The organism is Amycolatopsis sp. MtRt-6, assembly GCF_017308975.1.
Classification (GTDB): Bacteria; Actinomycetota; Actinomycetes; order Mycobacteriales; family Pseudonocardiaceae; genus Amycolatopsis.
The window spans coordinates 1-17,483 of the sequence record NZ_JADWPD010000041.1 but is presented as its reverse complement, the minus strand read 5'-3'; the positions used below and the strand labels follow the sequence as shown (position 1 = coordinate 17,483).

14 protein-coding genes are annotated in these 17,483 nt (G+C 73.2%); 7 read left to right on the top strand and 7 right to left on the bottom strand.

The window, feature by feature from the left end; genetic code table 11:
- Nucleotides 1–33: 33 nt before the first annotated feature.
- Nucleotides 34–807 (top strand): maleylpyruvate isomerase family mycothiol-dependent enzyme, encoded by a 774-nt coding sequence (locus I4Q55_RS43400; RefSeq protein ID WP_206796527.1) that lies wholly within the window; start codon nucleotides 34–36, stop codon nucleotides 805–807.
- A gap of 13 nt (nucleotides 808–820) precedes the next feature.
- On the opposite strand, the gene I4Q55_RS43395 is transcribed toward I4Q55_RS43400, so the two are convergent.
- Nucleotides 821–1,498, bottom strand: a complete 678-nt coding sequence (locus I4Q55_RS43395; RefSeq protein WP_206796526.1) for an alpha/beta fold hydrolase — start codon at nucleotides 1,496–1,498, stop codon at nucleotides 821–823.
- Between the two features lie 29 nt (nucleotides 1,499–1,527).
- Complete coding sequence (locus I4Q55_RS43390; RefSeq protein WP_206796524.1) at nucleotides 1,528–2,712, bottom strand: MFS transporter; 1,185 nt, start codon at nucleotides 2,710–2,712, stop codon at nucleotides 1,528–1,530.
- Between the two features lie 84 nt (nucleotides 2,713–2,796).
- Between I4Q55_RS43390 and I4Q55_RS43385 the strand changes: the two genes are divergently transcribed.
- Entirely contained in the window at nucleotides 2,797–3,690 is an 894-nt protein-coding gene (locus I4Q55_RS43385; RefSeq protein ID WP_206796523.1) for a LysR family transcriptional regulator, read from the top strand.
- Nucleotides 3,691–3,693: 3 nt separating this feature from the next.
- On the opposite strand, the gene I4Q55_RS43380 is transcribed toward I4Q55_RS43385, so the two are convergent.
- On the bottom strand, nucleotides 3,694–4,362 hold the full coding sequence (locus I4Q55_RS43380) for a TetR/AcrR family transcriptional regulator (protein ID WP_206796522.1): 669 nt from the start codon (nucleotides 4,360–4,362) through the stop codon (nucleotides 3,694–3,696).
- Between the two features lie 129 nt (nucleotides 4,363–4,491).
- On the opposite strand from I4Q55_RS43380, the gene I4Q55_RS43375 reads away from it, so the two are divergent.
- On the top strand, nucleotides 4,492–5,400 hold the full coding sequence (locus tag I4Q55_RS43375; protein ID WP_206796521.1) for an SDR family NAD(P)-dependent oxidoreductase: 909 nt from the start codon (nucleotides 4,492–4,494) through the stop codon (nucleotides 5,398–5,400).
- A 315-nt stretch (nucleotides 5,401–5,715) separates the two neighbouring features.
- Nucleotides 5,716–7,359, top strand: a complete 1,644-nt coding sequence (locus I4Q55_RS43370) for an ATP-dependent DNA helicase RecQ (protein ID WP_206796520.1) — start codon at nucleotides 5,716–5,718, stop codon at nucleotides 7,357–7,359.
- A 16-nt stretch (nucleotides 7,360–7,375) separates the two neighbouring features.
- Here I4Q55_RS43370 and I4Q55_RS43365 read toward each other — a convergent pair whose 3' ends face one another.
- Nucleotides 7,376–7,759: a hypothetical protein gene (locus I4Q55_RS43365; protein WP_206796519.1), complete on the bottom strand. Its 384-nt coding sequence runs from the start codon at nucleotides 7,757–7,759 to the stop codon at nucleotides 7,376–7,378.
- A gap of 104 nt (nucleotides 7,760–7,863) precedes the next feature.
- Nucleotides 7,864–8,871 carry an ABC transporter substrate-binding protein gene (locus tag I4Q55_RS43360; RefSeq protein WP_206796518.1) on the bottom strand — a complete coding sequence of 336 codons (1,008 nt, stop codon included), beginning with the start codon at nucleotides 8,869–8,871 and terminating at the stop codon, nucleotides 7,864–7,866.
- A gap of 727 nt (nucleotides 8,872–9,598) precedes the next feature.
- On the opposite strand from I4Q55_RS43360, the gene I4Q55_RS43355 reads away from it, so the two are divergent.
- Nucleotides 9,599–12,430 carry a LuxR family transcriptional regulator gene (locus I4Q55_RS43355; protein WP_206796517.1) on the top strand — a complete coding sequence of 944 codons (2,832 nt, stop codon included), beginning with the start codon at nucleotides 9,599–9,601 and terminating at the stop codon, nucleotides 12,428–12,430.
- A 12-nt stretch (nucleotides 12,431–12,442) separates the two neighbouring features.
- Here I4Q55_RS43355 and I4Q55_RS43350 read toward each other — a convergent pair whose 3' ends face one another.
- Nucleotides 12,443–13,588, bottom strand: coding sequence for an MFS transporter (locus tag I4Q55_RS43350; RefSeq protein WP_206796516.1), 1,146 nt, complete (start codon nucleotides 13,586–13,588; stop codon nucleotides 12,443–12,445).
- Between the two features lie 192 nt (nucleotides 13,589–13,780).
- On the bottom strand, nucleotides 13,781–14,989 hold the full coding sequence (locus I4Q55_RS43345; RefSeq protein ID WP_206796514.1) for a glycosyltransferase: 1,209 nt from the start codon (nucleotides 14,987–14,989) through the stop codon (nucleotides 13,781–13,783).
- 141 nt (nucleotides 14,990–15,130) lie between these two features.
- On the opposite strand from I4Q55_RS43345, the gene I4Q55_RS43340 reads away from it, so the two are divergent.
- Both I4Q55_RS43340 and I4Q55_RS43335 read left to right on the top strand, forming a co-directional pair.
- On the top strand, nucleotides 15,131–15,844 hold the full coding sequence (locus I4Q55_RS43340) for a hypothetical protein (RefSeq protein WP_206796512.1): 714 nt from the start codon (nucleotides 15,131–15,133) through the stop codon (nucleotides 15,842–15,844).
- Between the two features lie 33 nt (nucleotides 15,845–15,877).
- Nucleotides 15,878–17,365: a serine hydrolase gene (locus tag I4Q55_RS43335; RefSeq protein WP_206796510.1), complete on the top strand. Its 1,488-nt coding sequence runs from the start codon at nucleotides 15,878–15,880 to the stop codon at nucleotides 17,363–17,365.
- Nucleotides 17,366–17,483: the final 118 nt, after the last annotated feature.

The window sequence follows — 17,483 nt, the reverse complement described above, 5'->3', positions numbered from 1 at the left end:
AACACCCGCGTGCCGCCGGGAGTTGAGGGTGGCATGACCTCACTCTTGGACCGCACTGTCGCCGCTCTCCGCGCCGAGCACGACACGCTCGACGGCCTCGTCCGCACCCTCACCGACGAGCAACTGGCCGCACCCAGCGGTGCCGCGGACTGGACCGTCGCCCAGGTCCTGTCCCACCTCGGCAGCGGCGCGGAGATCGGCCGCGCGCCCCTCGCGCGGGCTGCCGGGGAAACCGTGGCGGCCGAAGACAACAAGACGATCTGGGCCCGCTGGGACGCGTCCGCGCCGCGGGCGCAGGCCGAGGGCTTCCGGGAGCACAACGCCCGCTGGCTGGCCATGGTCGAGGCGCTCACGCCCGAGCAGCGCTCGTCGCTGACCGTCGACCTCGGCTTCCTGCCGGAGCCGGTGCCGCTGGTGACCGCGCTGGGCATGCGGCTCAGCGAGGTGGCCAACCACTCGTGGGACGTGCGCGTGGCCTTCGACCCGGACGCTCGGGTGGACGCCGGCTCGGCCGCGGTGCTCGTCGACCTCCTGACCGGCCCCGTGGGGTTCATGCTCGGCTTCCTCGGGAAGCCGGCCGAGCTGGCGAAGCCGGTGTCCCTCGCGGTGCCCGGGGCGGGGCTGGTGATCGACGACGCGGTCACCGTGGCCGGCCACCTCGAGGCGCCCTCGGCGACGTTCGACGGCCCGGCGGAAGCGTTCGTCCGGTTGGTCAGCGGCCGCCTCAAGCCGCCGTACGACCGCGGCGTCACGGTCGAGGGCGATGTCACGCTCGACGAGCTGCGGCGCGTGTTCCCGGGGTTCTGAGCCAATCGGCAGCTCACCGGTAGCTCTCCAGGAGCGCGGCCAGTTCGGCCGGGCGGCTGAGCGCGACGCAGTGCCCGGCGGTGATTTCGTCCGGGACGACGCCGAGCCGTTCGGCCGCCAGCCGGCGGAAGAAGTCCGGCGGGAAGCAGCGGTCCTCGCGGCACAGCACGAACCGGGTGGGCACGGCCGGCCACGCGGACAGGGGCCAGGGCTCCCGCATCGCGGCGGGGGACGGGTGGGCCCGCTCCTTGCTGAGCGCTTCGTCCGCGAGGGCACGCGGGACGTCGTGGTAGAAGCCGACGTGCGGGTCCGCGTGCCCGGTGCGGCCGCCGTCGCGCGCCGCCTGGGCCCGCACGGCCTCGTCGCACCCGGTGTTCCGGTTCCAGTCGCCGGGTGCTTCGCCGGGGGCGGGGATCATGGCGGCCACCATGACGAGCAGCCCGGCCTGGAGCCGTTCGGCGACCAGCGGCGCGGTGAAGCCGCCGAAGGAGTGCCCGACGACGACCACGTCGGTCCGCTCGCCGACGGCGTCGACCACGGCGTCGGCGTAGTCGGTGAGCGTGGCCGAGTCGTCGTCGCCGGGCAGGTCGGGGGCGATCACCTCGTGTCCGCGGTCCCGCAGCTCGGCGGCGACCAGGTGCCAGGACCAGCCGACGTCTCCGCCGCCGTGGATCAGGACGTACGTGCTCATGGGACTGCCTTTCGGTGGGGGTGCGGGGGTCAGTGGCGTCGGCGCAGGGCGGGGGCGAGTGCGCGCTGGGCGGCGAACAGGGCGATCCCGCCGATCGCGCACGCCGTGCCGAGGACGGTCGCGCCGGCCGCTTCCAGCAGTGCGGTGCCGGCCAGCGGGCCGAGCACCGCGCCGATGCTCCAGCTCGTCGAGGCGAGGCCGAGGTACCCGCCGCGCAGCTCGGCCGGCGCCAGGGCGGCGAAGGTGTCGCCGAAGCGGACGGCGATGCCGATCTGGCCGAGGGTCCAGACCAGGACCGACGCGGCGAAGCCGGCGGCGCTGTGGCTCACGGCGCCGAGCGCGGCGCCGAGCCCGACCAGCAGCATCGACACGGCCGACACCGCGGCGCCGTTGCGGCCGGCCAGCAGCCGGACCGCCCACGGCTGGAGGGCCACGACCGCGATCCCGTTCAGCGCCAGCACCGCGCCGTACGTCCCGGGACCGAGGCCGGCGGCCGTCATCAGCAGCGGCAACGTCGTGAAGGTCTGCAGGAACACCGTGAAGTAGCCGACGTGCAGCCCCAGCATCGCGAGCATCAGCCGGTCGCGCAGCACGACGGGCAGCAGCGCCTGCCGCGTCCGCACCGGCTCCGCCGGGCGGGTTTCCGGTACCCGGCGCCAGACGATCAGCGCCGCGGCGAGCGAGGCCAGCACGTTGATCCAGAACAGGAGCCCGTAGCCGTACTTGGCCAGGACGCCGGCCATGACCGTGGCGACCGAGAAGCCGAGGTTGGCCGCCCAGTAGAGCACGCCGAACGCGCGGACCCGTTGCTGCGGCGGCAGATCGGCCACCGCGGCCGACCCGGCCGGGCGGAACAGCTCGAGCGTCAGCCCGGCCGCGACGGCGGCCACCCAGATGCCGGGCAGCGAATCCGCCGAGCCCAGCGCGGTGAGCGCCGCGGCGCCGCCCACGAAGCCGGCCAGCATCGTGCGGCGCCGGCCGATCCGGTCGCCGAGCCAGCCGCCGAGCAGCTGGGAGCCGATGTCGCCCAGGCCGATGGCCGCGACGACCGAGCCCGCGGTGGCGGGGGAGAGGTGCTGCGCCTGCGTCAGGTACAGCACGAGGAACGACCGCACCACCCCGCCGGCGCGGCCGACGAAGTGCGTGGCCGCCAGGGCCCAGACGAGGTGGGGCAGCCGCGGCCGGGCCGCCGGTTCGAGTGTCGTGGTCGTCATGGGAACCACGCTAGGTTCGCGAGAGCATCGCGAAAAGCGATGATTTCCGATTGAATCGATCGCCATCGGCTATGTTAAGGCGCTATGGGCGACTTCGAGCTGCGTCACCTGCGGACCATGGCCGCCATTGCCGAGGAAGGCACGTTCGGGCACGCGGCCACCCGGCTCGGCTACACGCAGTCGTCGGTGAGCCAGCAGATCGCCGCGCTGGAGAAAGCCGTGGGCGGCCCGGTTTTCGACCGGCCGGGCGGGCCGAAACCGGTCCGGATCACCCCGCTCGGCGAAGTGGTCCTGACCCACGGCCGCGAGCTGCTGGCGAAGGCGGAGACGCTGACCGACGCCGTCGACCGCTTCCGCGCGGGCCACGGCCGGATCGACATCGGCACCTTTCAGAGCGTGTCGAACCTGATCCTGCCGTCCGTGATCCGCCGGCTGCTGGCCGAGCACCCCGGCTGCGACATCAGGCTGTCGGACGTGACACCGGACGACGCGCGGATGGGCGAGCGCGACCTGCTGTTCCACGACGGGCCGGTGGCGGGCGACGTCGAGCACGTCAAGCTGCTCGACGAGCCGTACCTCCTGGTGGCGCGCCCGGGCGCGCTGCCGGCGGGCCCGGTCCGCGTGAAGCGGCTCGACGACGTGCCGATGGTGGCCTGGCCGCCGACGTACCACCAGCGATGGCTGGAGCGCGCGTTCGCCCGCGCGGGCGCGCGGCCGGTGTTCGTCTTCCGCACGACGGGCCACGAAACGATCCTGTCGATGGTGCGGGCGGGCATCGGCTGGGCGGTACTGCCGTGGCTGGCGCTGCACGGCCTCGACGCCTGGTCCGACGAGCAGTTGAGCATCCACCCGCTGACGCCGTCGCCGGCCCGCGAGCTGTCCCTGCACTGGCCGGCCGGGCGCACCGAATCGCCGCTCGCGATCCGGACCCGGGAGATCGCCGTGGAGGTTGCGCGCGACCTCGCGGACCGGATGTGACGCTCAGCCGTTGCCGGCCATGGCCCCCGTGATCAACAGCGTCAGCCCCTGCGTCAAGGCCGGCGCCAGGTCGAGGTGCAGCGCGGCCAGCGCCGGGTCGGCCTCGTACGCCGCGCGGGCGCTGGGGGACGGGCGGCAGTGGGTCCACAGGCCACCGGCCAGGATCATGCCCAGCAGGCACACCGACGCCGCCGCTTCGCCGATCTCGGGGACGGCGCGGCGCAGCAGCCCGGCCATCGTGTCCAGGCTGCCCAGCGCGGACCGCTTGAAGCGCACCACGACGTCGGTGGACACGTTGTGCTCCAGGACACCCGCCTGCGCGCCGATGAGGTCGCACAACACCGTGCGGCGGGCCAGCGAGCGGGAAACCACCGCCGCGAACGCCTCGGCCCGCTCCCGCGCCGGGCGGCCCGGGTCGACGCCCTCGGCCACTTCGCCCGCCGCCTCGGCCAGCCAGTCGTGCAGCGCGCTGTCCAGCAGTTCGAGCAGCACGGCTTCGCGGGATTCGAAGTAGCGCAGGACGTTCGACTTGGCCAGGCCGACCCGGCGGCTGAGCTCGTTCAGGCTCACCTCGGCCACCGGCATCTCGCCGAGCATCTTCAGCGCCGTGTCGAGGATCGTGCGGCGCCGCTCCTCCCGCTGCTCCGCGCTGCGCGCCCGCTGGAACGTCATGAGACCAGCGTAACGCCCGGGCCGCGGAATTGAAGACCGGCAGTCTCTTGACAACAGACCGACGGTTCCTTAGCGTCGGAGGCATAACAGACCGGCGGTCCGAACGGGCCGTGACCCAGGAGGACTGCCATGAGCGAGAACTGGACCGAGCGCGACGTCCCGAGCCAGCGCGGCCGCGTCGCGGTGATCACCGGCGCCAACACCGGCCTCGGCTTCGACACCGCGAAGGTGCTGGCCGAGCGTGGTGCGACGGTGGTGCTCGCCGTCCGCGACGTCGAGAAGGGCAAGCAGGCGGCGGCGCGGCTCGGCGCGGCCGCCGACGTCACCGTGCAGGAGCTGGACCTGGCGTCGCTGGAGTCCGTCCGGGCCGCCGCGGCCGACCTGCGTGCCGCGCTGCCGAAGATCGACCTGCTGATCAACAACGCCGGCGTCATGTACCCGCCGAAGCAGACCACGCGCGAGGGGTTCGAGCTGCAGTTCGGCACCAACCACCTCGGGCACTTCGCGCTGACCGGCCTGCTGCTGGACCAGCTGCTGCCGGTCGAGGGCTCCCGGGTGGTGACGGTCGCCAGCATCGCCCACCGCATCCGCGCGGGAATCCACTTCGACGACCTGCAGTGGGAGAACTCGTACGACCGCGTCGCGGCCTACGGGCAGGCCAAGCTCGCCAACCTGATGTTCGCCTACGAGCTGCAACGCCGCCTCGCCCCGCACGGCACGACGGCGTCGATCGCCGCTCACCCGGGCGTGGCCCGCACCGAGCTGATGCGCAACTCCCCGGCGGTGCTGCGCGCGCTCTTCTCGGCGGTGGCCCCGCTCTTCACCCAGAGCTCGGAGCGCGGCGCCCTCCCGACCCTGCGCGCGGCGACCGACCCCGCCGCCATCGGCGGGCAGTACTACGGTCCGGCCGGTCCGGGTGGCTACCGCGGCCGCCCGCAGGTGGTCACGTCCAGCCCGCAGTCCTACGACGCAGCCGTCCAGCGCCGGCTCTGGGCGGTTTCGGAAGACCTCACCGGGGTGAAGTTCCCGGTCGGTTGAGAAAGCTGAGAAAAGGAGAACCGCTTCCGCTCGGCGAAGGGTGGGGGAGACCTGCGAGCGGAAGCGGTGGCTTGAGGCCGGTACGGGGGTCGCCTCTCGGCGAATGGCGCGACCCGGCTCCGGGGTGAACCGGTGGTCCGGGAAGGCGGAAGGGGTGAGGCCCGGGGGACTCCGCCGTACCGACACCCGTTACAACGCCCGGCGCGACGAGGTGTTCCCCGGTGACGACACCGGCGGGCGTGACGTGCGTCGCGTCCCCGCACCCGGGCCGGGTGACCGTCGTTTCCGCGAGGCCGTCGTGGGTATCTCGGGCGGATGGCACCCCAGGGAAGACGCGCCGAGCTCCGGCGGATCGCGGCGGAGAAGTTCGGCTGGCCGGAGCTGTCCGCGGAACAGCTCGAAGCGATGGAGCAGGTGGTGGCCGGCCACGACGTGCTCGCCGTGCTGCCGACCGGGGCCGGCAAGTCGGCGATCTACCAGGTTCCGGCGCTGGTGCTCGACGGGCCGACGCTGGTCGTGTCGCCGCTGATCGCCCTGCAGAACGACCAGATCGAGGGCATCGGGGACAGCCGGGCGCCGGCCGCCGTCGCCCTGAACTCCACGCAGCGCGCCGCCGAACGCGAGCAGGCGTGGGCGGCGCTGCGTTCGGGCAAGGCCGAGTACCTGTTCCTGTCCCCGGAACAGCTGGCGTCCGACGCGGTCCTCGACGCCGTCGCGGAACTCGGCGTTTCGCTGTTCGTGGTGGACGAGGCCCACTGCGTTTCGGCGTGGGGCCACGACTTCCGGCCGGACTACCTGCGGCTGGCGCCGGTGATCGAACGGCTCGGGCACCCGCGGGTGATCGCGCTGACGGCGACCGCGGCGCTGCCGGTGCGCACCGACATCGGGCACCGGCTGGGCCTGCGCGACCACCGGGAGGTGCTGGCCAGCTTCGACCGCCCCGAACTGCGCCTCGGCGTGGATCCGCTGACCACCGACGCCGACAAGCGGCAGGCGGTGCTGACGCGGACGCAGGCGCTGACCTCGGATCCCGCCACCCGGCCGGGACTGGTGTACGTGACCAGCCGCAAGGACGCCGAAACGTATGCCGGGGAACTGGCCGCGGCCGGCGTCCGCGCGGCGGCCTACCACGCCGGGATGAAGGCGGCCGACCGCGAACGCGTCCACGAACGGTTCTCCGGCGGCGACCTCGACGTGGTGGTGGCCACCTCGGCGTTCGGCATGGGGATCGACAAGGCGGACCTGCGGTTCGTCCTGCACGCCTCGGCGCCGGACTCGCTCGACACGTACTACCAGCAGATCGGCCGCGCCGGCCGGGACGGCGAGCCCGCCGAGATCACGCTGTACTACCGGCCGCAGGATCTCGGCCTGCAGAAGTTCCTCACCGCGGCCAAGGCGCCCGAGCGCGCGCTGGCGGCGGTGGCCGCCACCCTCGCCGGCGCACCCCGGAAACCGGCCGAGCTCGGCAAGGAACTCGACGTCTCGGCCGCCCAGCGCACGCGGGCGGTCAACCTGCTGGAGCAGACGGGAGCCGTCGGCGTCACCGGGGACGGCCGTCTGGAATACCTCGACCCCAAGCTCGCTCCCGAAACGGCCGTCGAGCGGGCGATCGAGATCGCCGAAACGCACCAGCGGCTGATCCGGTCGCGCATCGAGATGATGCGCGGCTACGCCGAAACCACCGCGTGCCGCCGGCAGAACCTGCTCGGCTACTTCGGGGAGCAGCTCTCGCGGCCCTGCGGCAACTGCGACACCTGCGCCGCCGGCACCGCCGAGGAGCAGCCGTCCGGCACGAGCGAGTTCCCGGTCAACGGCGCGGTGCGGCACGCGGAATGGGGCCACGGGGTCGTGATGTCCGCGGACGACGCCAAGATCACCATCGTGTTCGACGAGCACGGTTACAAGACGCTGTCCGTGCCCGCCGTCCGCGAGAACTCCGTGCTCGAGACCGCCGAGTGAGCGCCTGCTTGACGACTCAGGCGTTCCGCCAGGTCGAGCACTGCCAGTTGGGCGTCTTCTGGCAGACGCGGAAGATGGTCACCGGGTTCGCCGCGGTGCCGGGGATCTTCGCGCTGCACCCGGAACTGCTCCCGTTGGCGTCGTCCACGCCGCCGCCACCACCGCTGCGGGTGCGCCACTCCGTGCGGAAACCGTAGCCGTCGCCGAAGGTGTCGCACGCGTAGACGCGGGTGTGGCCGTTGGTCACGCCGCCGTAGCCGCAGCGGATCGCGCCCTGGTAGCTGCAGTTGACGACGTCGGCGTAGGCGTCGTGCGCCGCCGCGGCCGGGGCCACGGCGACGCTGCCGATGGCGGCCAGCAGCGCCGCTGCGGCCAGGGTGGGCAGACGGTGGTTCGGCACGGTTCCTCCTGGGGACGTCCGGCGAATGTGCGCACGCTCCACTCCGGACGTCCCCGGCCGGTTGGGGCCCGGCCGCGGATGTCACCCGGTCGGCCCAGCCGCGCTCACTTCCCGGCCTGCGGGCTGATCATCGAGTTCACGTCGATCGGGGACGGGATGGCGCCGAGCTGTAGCAGCAGGTCGGGGACCCGCTGCAGGCGCCGCGCGTCCAGGATCGAGCCGTAGCCCGGCAAGGTGAGCAGCTTCGCCGTGTCCTCGTCGATCTTGGCGAACCGCACCAGCAGCGGCTCGACCTTGGCGCGGTCGATCAAGGTGTCGTGGGTGGCCTTCTGCATCGCACGCTGGAACGCCGCCAGGCTCTTCGGGTTGGCCTGCACCCACTTCCTCGTCGCGCCGTAGCCGGTCAGCGGGAAGTCCTGCGTGGCACCGGTGTTGATGTCGACCACGGGGATCGCGCCCGCCGTCTGGGCGGCCTGCGTGATGTACGGCTCCGGCAGGTACGCGGCGTCGGCCTGGCCCTGCTGCAGGGCCGCGGCGATGTTCGGCAACTGGATCAGCACCCAGTTCACCTTGCCGAAATCGACGTTGTGGTCCTGCATCACCGAACGGGTGAGCAGATCCGACGCGGTGTTCTTGGCCGTGATGGCGATCTTCTTGCCCGCCAGGTCGGTGACGTTCTTCACCGGCGAATTCGGCACCGTGACGATCGCGTTCGACTTCGCGTTGACCGACGTCGCGTCGGCGACCAGCTGCATGTCGGCGGCGCCGGTGCCCCGCGCGGTGAAGAACGGGGGATAGGTCGAGAAGGCGATGTCGACGTCGCCCGAGATCGACTTCGTCAACGAGGCCTGGCCGCTGGCCGCGATGACGGATTCGACGGTGAGGCCCTCGGCTTCGAAGTAGCCGCTGTCCTGGGCCAGCCAGAACGGCGCGAGGTCCGTGGTGGGCAGGATCGACACCTTGAGCGCCGATTTCTCCAGCCCGCCGCTTGCCGCGGCGTTCGAAGTACCCGAGCCCAGTGCGCCGCAACCGGTTGCGGTGGCGACGGCGGCAGCGGCGATGACGGCGAGCGCGGCACGAAACCGGCCACCGCTCCTGACGATTCCAAACAAGGTCTGCTCCTCGAAGGAGATGACAGTTGATGTACCGGCTCCAAGGAAGGTGCGTGATTCACTCCCCGGCGTCAGGCGGGCCACTGTAGGTTCCCCCGGCGGTCCTTGACAATGCGTGATGTGTGCCCGGTCGCGGAATTCACCACAATGGCGGCACGAATACTTGATCGACGATCTTGTGTTGCCCAAAGATCCGCTCGGTGCCGCATCCGGCGGCTTCGCGGGGGAGTGCGGAAAACGTGGCCGGAGTGTGCCGGGCAAGGCGGAAACAACGGATTTTCGGCGATATCCCACGGTGCCGAACCCGGCGGGCCCGAGTTGTCGAAATCGCGCTCCGGCCGCCTGTATCCGGGGAGTTGCCTGCCTGCGCAGGCGACCCGCGATCGCTGTCGAAATCGTCGAACGACCGTGTCGGCAACGGAGCGTAGTCGTGGCCGGGACGGCGTCGCGGCGCCGGAAGCGGGGGTCGATGTCCTCGGCGGTGGACGGATTCGATCGCGGAAAACGCTGTCGGCCCGCATTTGTCCGGGTCGCGGCATTGCGCCGGCAGTGGGTGGGTGATCGGTTATCCGTCAACGCCGGGCGATGCAATCACGTCGGCATCACAAATTGGCTCATTTCCCGGAAGTGTGTTTCATTGCCGCGAACACCCGGCTACCGACCGGCGTTCCGGGTTGACTGAGTGCACCTCTTGTTGGGGAACAGGTTTTCCTCTTAAAATCTCGGTGTGCGACCGCTCACGGACGGTACTGAGTTGCTGGTCGGCCGGGACGGCGAGCTGTCCCGGCTGGTCGCCTGGATCCGTGATGTCGCCGCCGGTCGCGGCCGCGCCGTGCTGGTCGACGGCGAGCCGGGGATCGGCAAGTCAGCGCTGGTCCGCGCCGCCTGCGCCGCGGCCGCCGACGCGGGCTGCCAGGTGTTCTGGGGCGCGGGCGACGAGCTCGGGCAGGCGCTGCCGCTGCTGCCCCTCCTGGACGCCCTGCAGATCACGCAGGTCACGCGGGATCCCCGGCGGGACGCCATTTCCGAGCTGCTGGGCGGCAGCGCCGTCGCGGGCAAGGGCGCCGACCTCGCCGCCGCGGCGGCCGAGCAGCTGATCACGCTGGTGGACGAGCTCTGCCAGGACGGGCCGGCCGTGCTGGTCGTCGACGAGCTGCAGTGGGCCGACCGCACGACGGTCGCGGTGTGGAGCCGGCTCGCCCGCTCGGTCCGGCAGCTCCCGCTGCTCCTGATCGGCGTGCTGCGGCCGGTGCCGCGCCGCGACGACCTGCGCTCGCTCTTCCGGATCGTCGGCCCGGCCGAGCGGCTGCGCCTGGGGCGGCTGGCGGAACCGGCGGTGCTCGAGCTGGTGGCCGCGCTGGCCGGCGGCAAGCCGGGCGCCGAACTGGCGCGGCTGGCCGACGACGCCGCCGGGAACCCGTTGTACCTCACCGAACTGGTCGACGCGCTGGCCCGCAGCTCGTGCCTGGCCGTCGACACCGCGGGCGTGGTGGAGGTGACCGGCGCGGCCACGCCGGACTCCCTGCCGGAGGCGATCGCGGACCGGCTCGGCTTCCTGACGGAGGCGGCGCGGGGCGTGCTGCGGGCGGCGGCGCTGCTGGGCGTCGGGTTCTCGGTCGCCGACCTGGTGACGGTGACGAACTCCCCGCTCGCCGACCTGCTGCCCGCCCTCGACGAGGCCCGCGCCGCCGGGGTGCTGGTGGCGGCCGGCGACGACCTGGCGTTCCGGCACCCGTTGATCCGCACGGCGTTGTACGACGAGATGCCGACGGCGGTCCGGATCGCCTGGCACCAGGCCGCCGCGTGGGCGCTGGCCGAGGCGAGCGCCCCGGTCGAGCGGGTGGCGCGGCAGCTGCTGCCCATGGTGTCCACAACGGACAGCCGGGTGCCGGTGCCGCCCTGGGCCGTGCGGTGGCTGCTCGACGTGGCCACGCCGCTGATCGGCCAGGCCCCGGTGGCCGCCGTCGCGCTCCTGCGGCGGGCGGTGCGGGACGCGCCGCTCGACGACACCGTGACCGGCACGCTGGCCTGCCGGCTGGCCGACGCCTACTACGGCGTGGGCAACGTCGCCCAGGCCGAGCGGATCGCCTTGCGTGCCTTGGATCGCGTGCGCGACCCGGACGTGCGCGTGGACCTGTACACGACGGTCGTGCAGTGCCGGGGGCTGACCGGCTGCTCCGCGGACTTCCTGCCCGAGCTGAACAACGCCTTGACCCAGCCGGGGCTGCAGGCCCGGCACCGGGCGCGGCTGCTGGTGCTCATCGCGCGGACGCACCGCTACCTCGGGGAGATCGACGCCGCCGACCGGTTCGCCACCGCGGCGCTGGCGGAGCTCGGCCCGGTCGAAGACCGCTGGGCGACCGGGTGGGCCCTGCACGTGCTGAGCTTCGTCGCGATGGTGCGGGGCGAGTGGGCCGGCGCGCTGCCGCTGTTCGAGCGCGCGATGGCCGTCGTCCGGGGCGACCCGGCGCTGACCGACCTCACCCTGCAGCTGCGCATCAACCAGTCGGTCACGTTCGGCGCGCTCGACCGCTACACCGACGCGCTCGCCGCGGCCGGGCAGGCGCGGGAGCTGGCCGAGCGCACCGGCAGCGTCGCGCGGCTGAGCCAGGCCCAGAGCGCGGTCGGGCAGCTGCTGCTGGGAGCCGGCCGGTGGGACGACGCGCTGGCCGAGGTGGACGTCGTCCCGGACGACCGCAAGGACCCGGCCGTGGTCTGCGGCGACCACGGTGTCGCGGCGATCATCCACTTCCACCGCGGCGAGACCGCGGCGGCCCGCCGTCACCTCGACATCGCGGCGCTGTACTCCGAACGCATCGGCGACCAGTTCGTGGAGTGCCTGGTGCGGGCGTGCAGCCTCGCGTTCGAGCACGCCGACGCGCCGGAGCGGGCGTTGGCGGTGCTGACGGCGGTGCCGGCGGGCGAGGACGCGGGAGAGGAGCTGCTGGGCGACACCGCCCGCCTGGCCGCGACGATCGGCGACATGCGCACGGTGGCGGCGATCGAAGCCCGGGTCCGCACGATCGCGGCCGAGTCCGCGATCCCGCACCGCCGGGCACTGGCCCTGTACTGCCGCGGCCTGCTCGAGCGCGACGCCACGATGTTGCTGCGCGCGGCCGACGGCTACCGCGACGCGGCCCGCCCGCTGTCCCGCGCCAAGGCGCTGGAGGCGGCAGCCATCACCTTCGCCGAAGCCAGGGTGGACGACCGCGGTTCGGCGCGGGCCGCCTTCACCCACGCGATCGACCTCTACGCGGAGCTGGACGCGCACTGGGACGTGGCCCGCCTGCGCGCGTTGTTCCGCGCGTTCGGCATCCGCCGCGGCCCGAAGGTGAAGCACCGCCAGGCGCGGCACGGCTGGGACAGCCTGACCCCGACCGAGGGGCGGATCGCCGCGCTGGTGGTCGAAGGGCTGTCGAACCCGCAGATCGCGGGCCGGTTGTACCTGTCCCCGCGCACGGTCGGCACGCACGTGTCGCACATCTTGACGAAGCTGGGCGTGCATTCCCGCATCGACATCGCCCGCGAAGCGGCTCGGCACCAGTCGGCGTCCGGCTGAGCCGCCGGTGGTTCAGACCCCGACCTCCGGCGCCTCGCCCTGGGGGCGCACCGCGAGCGGGTTCGCCACCGGCGCCGGCGTGCGCCGCGAAACCGCCGTGTGCCCGCTGACGATCTGGCCGAGCAGGATCACCAGCACCAGCAGCAGCGGTGCCTGCCAGGAGCCGGACGCCGTGTGCAGCCAGCCGCACGCCAGGACGCCGAAGCCGGCGATGAGGTAGCCCGCGCCCTGGACCACCGCCGACAGCGACAGCGAGCTCTCCCTGCTGCGCAGCGAAATCGTCGTCAGGGCGAACGCGAGCGAGCCCATGCCCGTGCCGGTGGCGATCGCCCACAGCCAGGGCGCGGCCGCCGGTGCCACGAGCAGGCCGGTCACGCCGATGACGTTGGGGGTGGCCAACGCGATGACCAGCAGTGTCTGGTTGCGCCAGCGGCGGGTCCAGCCCGGGACCAGCAGCATCATCGGCAGGCCCATCGCCATCGACAGCGCGAGGCACACGCCCGCCGTCGTCGGGGGGACGCCCGCGTCGCGCAGGATGCCCGGCAGCCAGCCCATGACCAGGAACGTCACCGTCGATATCAGTCCGAAGTGGATGGTCAACGCCGAGGCCGGGACCGCCCCGGACGCGGCCTGCGGTGCCGGGAACTCGCCCGGCGTGCGTTGCCACACCTGCTGGGCCAGCAGCGCCGCGACCGCCCACACCCCCAGGGCGATCCGCCACGAGGACGACATCACCGCCGTGGGCGTGAACAGCGCGCCGGCCGTGCTGCCCGCCCCGAGCCCGAACGTGAAGGCCGCGGAACCGTTGGCCAGCAGCGGCAGCATGGTGCCGAGCACGGCGATCGACAGGCACGCCAGCGCCGTCCCGGCCAGCAGCTGCGACGAACCGCCGAGCACGCGTCCGGTCAGCGACAGCACCAGCCCGACGAGTGCCACGGTGACCGTCCGGTGCGTGCCCATCCGGGCGCACAGCCACGGCGTCGCCCAGCCACCGAGGCCGATCGCCCACAGGGGCAACGCGACGAGCACCGCGCCGACGATGTCACCGGCGACCGAGATGTCGGGCAGCGCGGCACCCAGGCTGGTCACGGCGGGCCGCAGGTTCAGGGCGAGAACGAAGATCACGACCGTGGAGAGGGTGGTGGTAGCACGGGACATCGCTCCTCCTCGGCGTCGAGGCCGGAGCGGCGGGCTCCGTAGAGCAATGTTTCGCGGTACGCGCACCACAGACATCCGTCACCTGACGGATGAACGAAGGTTGTTGTGGCTCAACGGTTGTGCCGTTCGGATGGCCCTGCGGATGGGCGTGCATCGGCACGGACGGACGCCCATCCTCCGGGTGAGAAAAGCTCAGGCGGTCACTTCGAGCAACCGGCGCGCCGCCACGGTTGCTCCATCGGTGCGGATCTCGGCCCCCAATGCCTGCGCCCGGGCCCGGGTTTCGGGCGCCAGCGCCGTTTCGAACGCGGCGCGCAACGACGCGGCGGTCGCCGTCGGGCCGTCGAGGGCCGCCCCGATCCTGCGGGCCGCCACCTGACCGGCCCAGTACGGGTTGTCCGCCAACGGGATCGGGACCACCACCTGCGGCACCCCGGCGCGGGCGGCCGTCTGCGTCGTGCCCGCGCCGCCGTGGTGGACCACCGCGGCCAGCCTGCCGAACAGGCGCTGGTGGTTGACGTCGCCGATGGCGAGGCAGTCGTCCCGGCCGTCGACCAGGTCGAGGTCCGCCCAGCCGCGGGAGACGAGCACCCGGTGCCCCCGGGCGCGGGCCGCTTCGACCGACCAGCGGGCGATGTCCGGTGCCGGGCTGATGCTGCCGAAGCCCACGTACACCGGCGGCGGGCCCGCTTCCAGGAACGCCACCAGTTCGGCGGGCAGTGGACGCTCGTCCACCTGGGTCCACGCACCTGTCTGGACCACTGAAAGGCCGCCCGGGAGCCGAGGCCACGGCCCGAGGACCGGATCCGCCGCCAGCCACGGCCGATCGGAGTGGACGTGGTCGCGCACGTTGTCGACCGGCGGCAGGCCGAGCGCGGCCCGGTGGCCGTTGAGCGGCTCGCGGTACTGCGCGTTCACCAGGTGGGCGTCCCGTTCCCACAACGTCGTGTTGGCGGCCCCGTCCGGCGCCGGCCAGCCCGGCCGCGGCGGCGGCGCGTGGTGCGGCGACGGCAGGTTGACGGCCGCATAGGTCACGTACACGTAGGGGATACCCGCGGCTTCGGCGACCGACCGCGCGGCGACCTGCGCCAAGCCGGCGGCCACCAGCACGTCACAGCCGGCGACCGCCGCGGGGAGGACGTCGAACTGCGTCTCGAGCAGTTCGGTGCGGTACCGGGACAGCTCGGCCGCCGTCGGGGGCGCCGTCGCGCGCATCAGCGCCCGCACCGGCGGCCCGGCCGGCACCGGCTCGATGTCCAGCCCGGCCAGCCGGTCCGCGAACTCGGCGTCCGGCGGGGTGCACATCCGCGTCCGCGCGCCGAGCGCGCGCAGTTCCCGCGCGAGTGCCACCAGCGGTTCGACGTCGCCCCGCGTTCCGTACGTGGACAGCAGTACTCGCATCGGGTGTCCTCTTCGCTCTCTCCTCGGCGATGTGGCCGCGGTCCAGGGTGCCAGGGGAGCGCTTTCCCCGCTCGCGCGGAACCGGCTATTGTCAAGGCGGACAAGGGCTCCTGACCGTCAACAGAACTTGAGGGCCATTCGATGCCTGTTTCGTCCGTAGCCATCCCCGATGTTTCGATCATCCTGCCCTGTGCCGGTTTCGGAACGCGCTTCGGAGCGCCGTACGCGAAGGAGCTGCATTGCCTGGCGCCCGGCGTCACCGTCCTGGACCGCAGCCTGGAGGCCGTCGTCGACCTGGCGCGCAGCGGGCTCGCCGTGCGCGTGGTCGTCGTGTTCGGGACGCACAAGCTGGACACGGTGAAGTACCTGGCGCGCTACGCCGGGACGGTCCAGCTGGTCTTCGTCTACCAGGACGAAACGGCCGGACCAGGCCTCGACGGGGCAATTCGCTGCGCCCTGCCGATGACGCGGGGACCGGTGGCACTCGTGCTTCCTGACATCGTTGTCAGCGGCGCGGGCAGCGCCGGCAGCCTGCGTGCCGCCCTGGCGTCGACCGAGGTGGCGGGCTGGGCGGTGGTGGCGGCCGAGGAGTCCGATCCCGGGACACTGCGGCAGATGGGCGCGCTCACCGTGGTCGGCAGCAGCGACAGCGCCGATGACGTCGTGGTCAAGGCGGCCGCGGAGAAGCCGGCGGACCCGGCGGGGTTCAACGCGCTTTGGGGCGTCGTGGCGGTCGCCGAGGAGGAGGCGCACCGGCTGCCGGACGTGGTGGTCCGGGAGGCGGACAGCCCGCTGGCGGGCGCGGTCGCCCTCATGGTCGAGCGGATCGTCAACTACAACACCACCGAGGGCTGAACAGGTCCTTTGTGGACGCAAGCGAGGAGAAGAATGCTCGACGACGTGATGGCGGCGCTCGGCACCGTCCTGCCCCGGCTGGCCGCGGTGACCGGGACCCCCGGGGTGGCCGTCGCGGTGGCGACCAGCGACGAGCTGCGGACGGCCGAGACCGGGTTCGCGGACCTGGCCGCGGGCACGCCGATGACCGCCGGGACACCCGCGCCGGCGGGTTCGCTCACCAAACCCGTCACGGGGCTGGCGTTCCTGCAGCTGGTCGAGGCGGGCCTGGCCGGTTTGGACACGCCGGTCGACGAGGTGCTGCCCGCGGGCCTGCGCGGTCCGGGAGCGGCACCGGTCACCACCGCCATGCTGGCCGCCCACCAGGGCGGCTACTCCAGCGACATCGTCACCGCCACGGCGCCCGCGGCCCCGGCCGAGCCGATCCTGGACTACGTCCGGCGCCGGCACGAGATCGGCCGCGCGGTGGAGTACGGCGGAGCGCGGCCGCTGGTGACGGCACCGGGGCCGTACTCGTACTCGAGCTTCGGGATCGGCGTGCTGGGCGGCGTGGTCGAGCACCTGACGGGCGAACCGTACGGCGCCCGCGTCCACCGGGAAGTGTTCACCCCGGCCGGGATGACGGCGACAAGCATCGACGACGGCACCGGCGGCGCGACCGGGTACATGGCGTTCGGCGACTGGTGCGTCCCCAGCCCACCCCTGCGCACGGCGGCGTACCCGGGCGTCGGGATGCACACGAGTGTCACGGATTTCGGGCGGCTGCTGCAGTCCCTGCTGCGCACCGCCCGCGGTGATCACGGCCTGGTCACACCGGATTCACTCGCGGCGATGGTGACGCCGCGGGTGCCGCGCCCGCGTTCGCGTTCGTTTTCCGGCCTGACGTTCGAGCTCGCCGACCCGGACCTGGGCGAGGACTGGTGGTGGGGGCACACGGCGGCGTTCCCGTGGGGGTTCTGGTGGGAGGCGCGGGTGTGGCCGCACCGCGACCTGGCGGCGGTGGCGGTGGGCAACCGCTGGGACATGGCCCGGTTCCACAACCCGGCGACCCGCAGCGCGCCGGGCCTGGCGGTCGAGTGGGCGGGCCACTGGGCGGTGTCCGGCGCGCCGGCGAAGCTGCCGGACATGGACGGCCGGCCCCGCTGGACCGGACCCCGGCCCACTCCGGAGAGTTCGCGCTGGATGGGCGTGCTGACGGGCGAGCGCACCCACGGCCTGCTGGGGGTCCCCGAGGCGCTCCCGACCCCGTCGCTGGCGGGTGGCGCCCGCTCGCTGGGCTCGCTGGGTTCCCTGGGCTCCCTGGGCTCCCGGGGCTCCCGGGGCGACGACTCGGCCGGCTGGGACCCGGAGGCGTTCGCGCAGGGGGTGGAGCAGGCCCGGGCGGTGGCCCCGGACCCGGCCGCCCTCGGAGCATTGGGCCGCGAGCTCGGCCCGGCGGCGGCGTTGTGGATGCTGGAGTGCGGCGCGTCGAGCGCGGACCTCACGATGCCGGTGGGCTTTTACGCCGGTGAGGTTCGGTAACCCCCGGCCTGCGCGCCCCAGCCGATCCGGCCCGCCCGCCCGGCCCGCCCGGCTCGGCCCGCCCGGTCCGCCCGCCCGCCCGGCCCGCCCGGCTCGGCCCGCCCGGTCCGCCCGGTCC

Bases quoted from the DNA above. Each gene is read 5' to 3' on its own strand.
- I4Q55_RS43400 (WP_206796527.1), top strand. From the start codon at position 34: ATGACCTCACTCTTGGACCGCACTGTCGCCGCTCTCCGCGCCGAGCAC.
- I4Q55_RS43395 (WP_206796526.1), bottom strand. From the start codon at position 1,498: ATGAGCACGTACGTCCTGATCCACGGCGGCGGAGACGTCGGCTGGTCC.
- I4Q55_RS43390 (WP_206796524.1), bottom strand. From the start codon at position 2,712: ATGACGACCACGACACTCGAACCGGCGGCCCGGCCGCGGCTGCCCCAC.
- I4Q55_RS43385 (WP_206796523.1), top strand. From the start codon at position 2,797: ATGGGCGACTTCGAGCTGCGTCACCTGCGGACCATGGCCGCCATTGCC.
- I4Q55_RS43380 (WP_206796522.1), bottom strand. From the start codon at position 4,362: ATGACGTTCCAGCGGGCGCGCAGCGCGGAGCAGCGGGAGGAGCGGCGC.
- I4Q55_RS43375 (WP_206796521.1), top strand. From the start codon at position 4,492: ATGAGCGAGAACTGGACCGAGCGCGACGTCCCGAGCCAGCGCGGCCGC.
- I4Q55_RS43370 (WP_206796520.1), top strand. From the start codon at position 5,716: ATGGCACCCCAGGGAAGACGCGCCGAGCTCCGGCGGATCGCGGCGGAG.
- I4Q55_RS43350 (WP_206796516.1), bottom strand. From the start codon at position 13,588: ATGTCCCGTGCTACCACCACCCTCTCCACGGTCGTGATCTTCGTTCTC.
- I4Q55_RS43345 (WP_206796514.1), bottom strand. From the start codon at position 14,989: ATGCGAGTACTGCTGTCCACGTACGGAACGCGGGGCGACGTCGAACCG.
- I4Q55_RS43340 (WP_206796512.1), top strand. From the start codon at position 15,131: ATGCCTGTTTCGTCCGTAGCCATCCCCGATGTTTCGATCATCCTGCCC.
- I4Q55_RS43335 (WP_206796510.1), top strand. From the start codon at position 15,878: ATGCTCGACGACGTGATGGCGGCGCTCGGCACCGTCCTGCCCCGGCTG.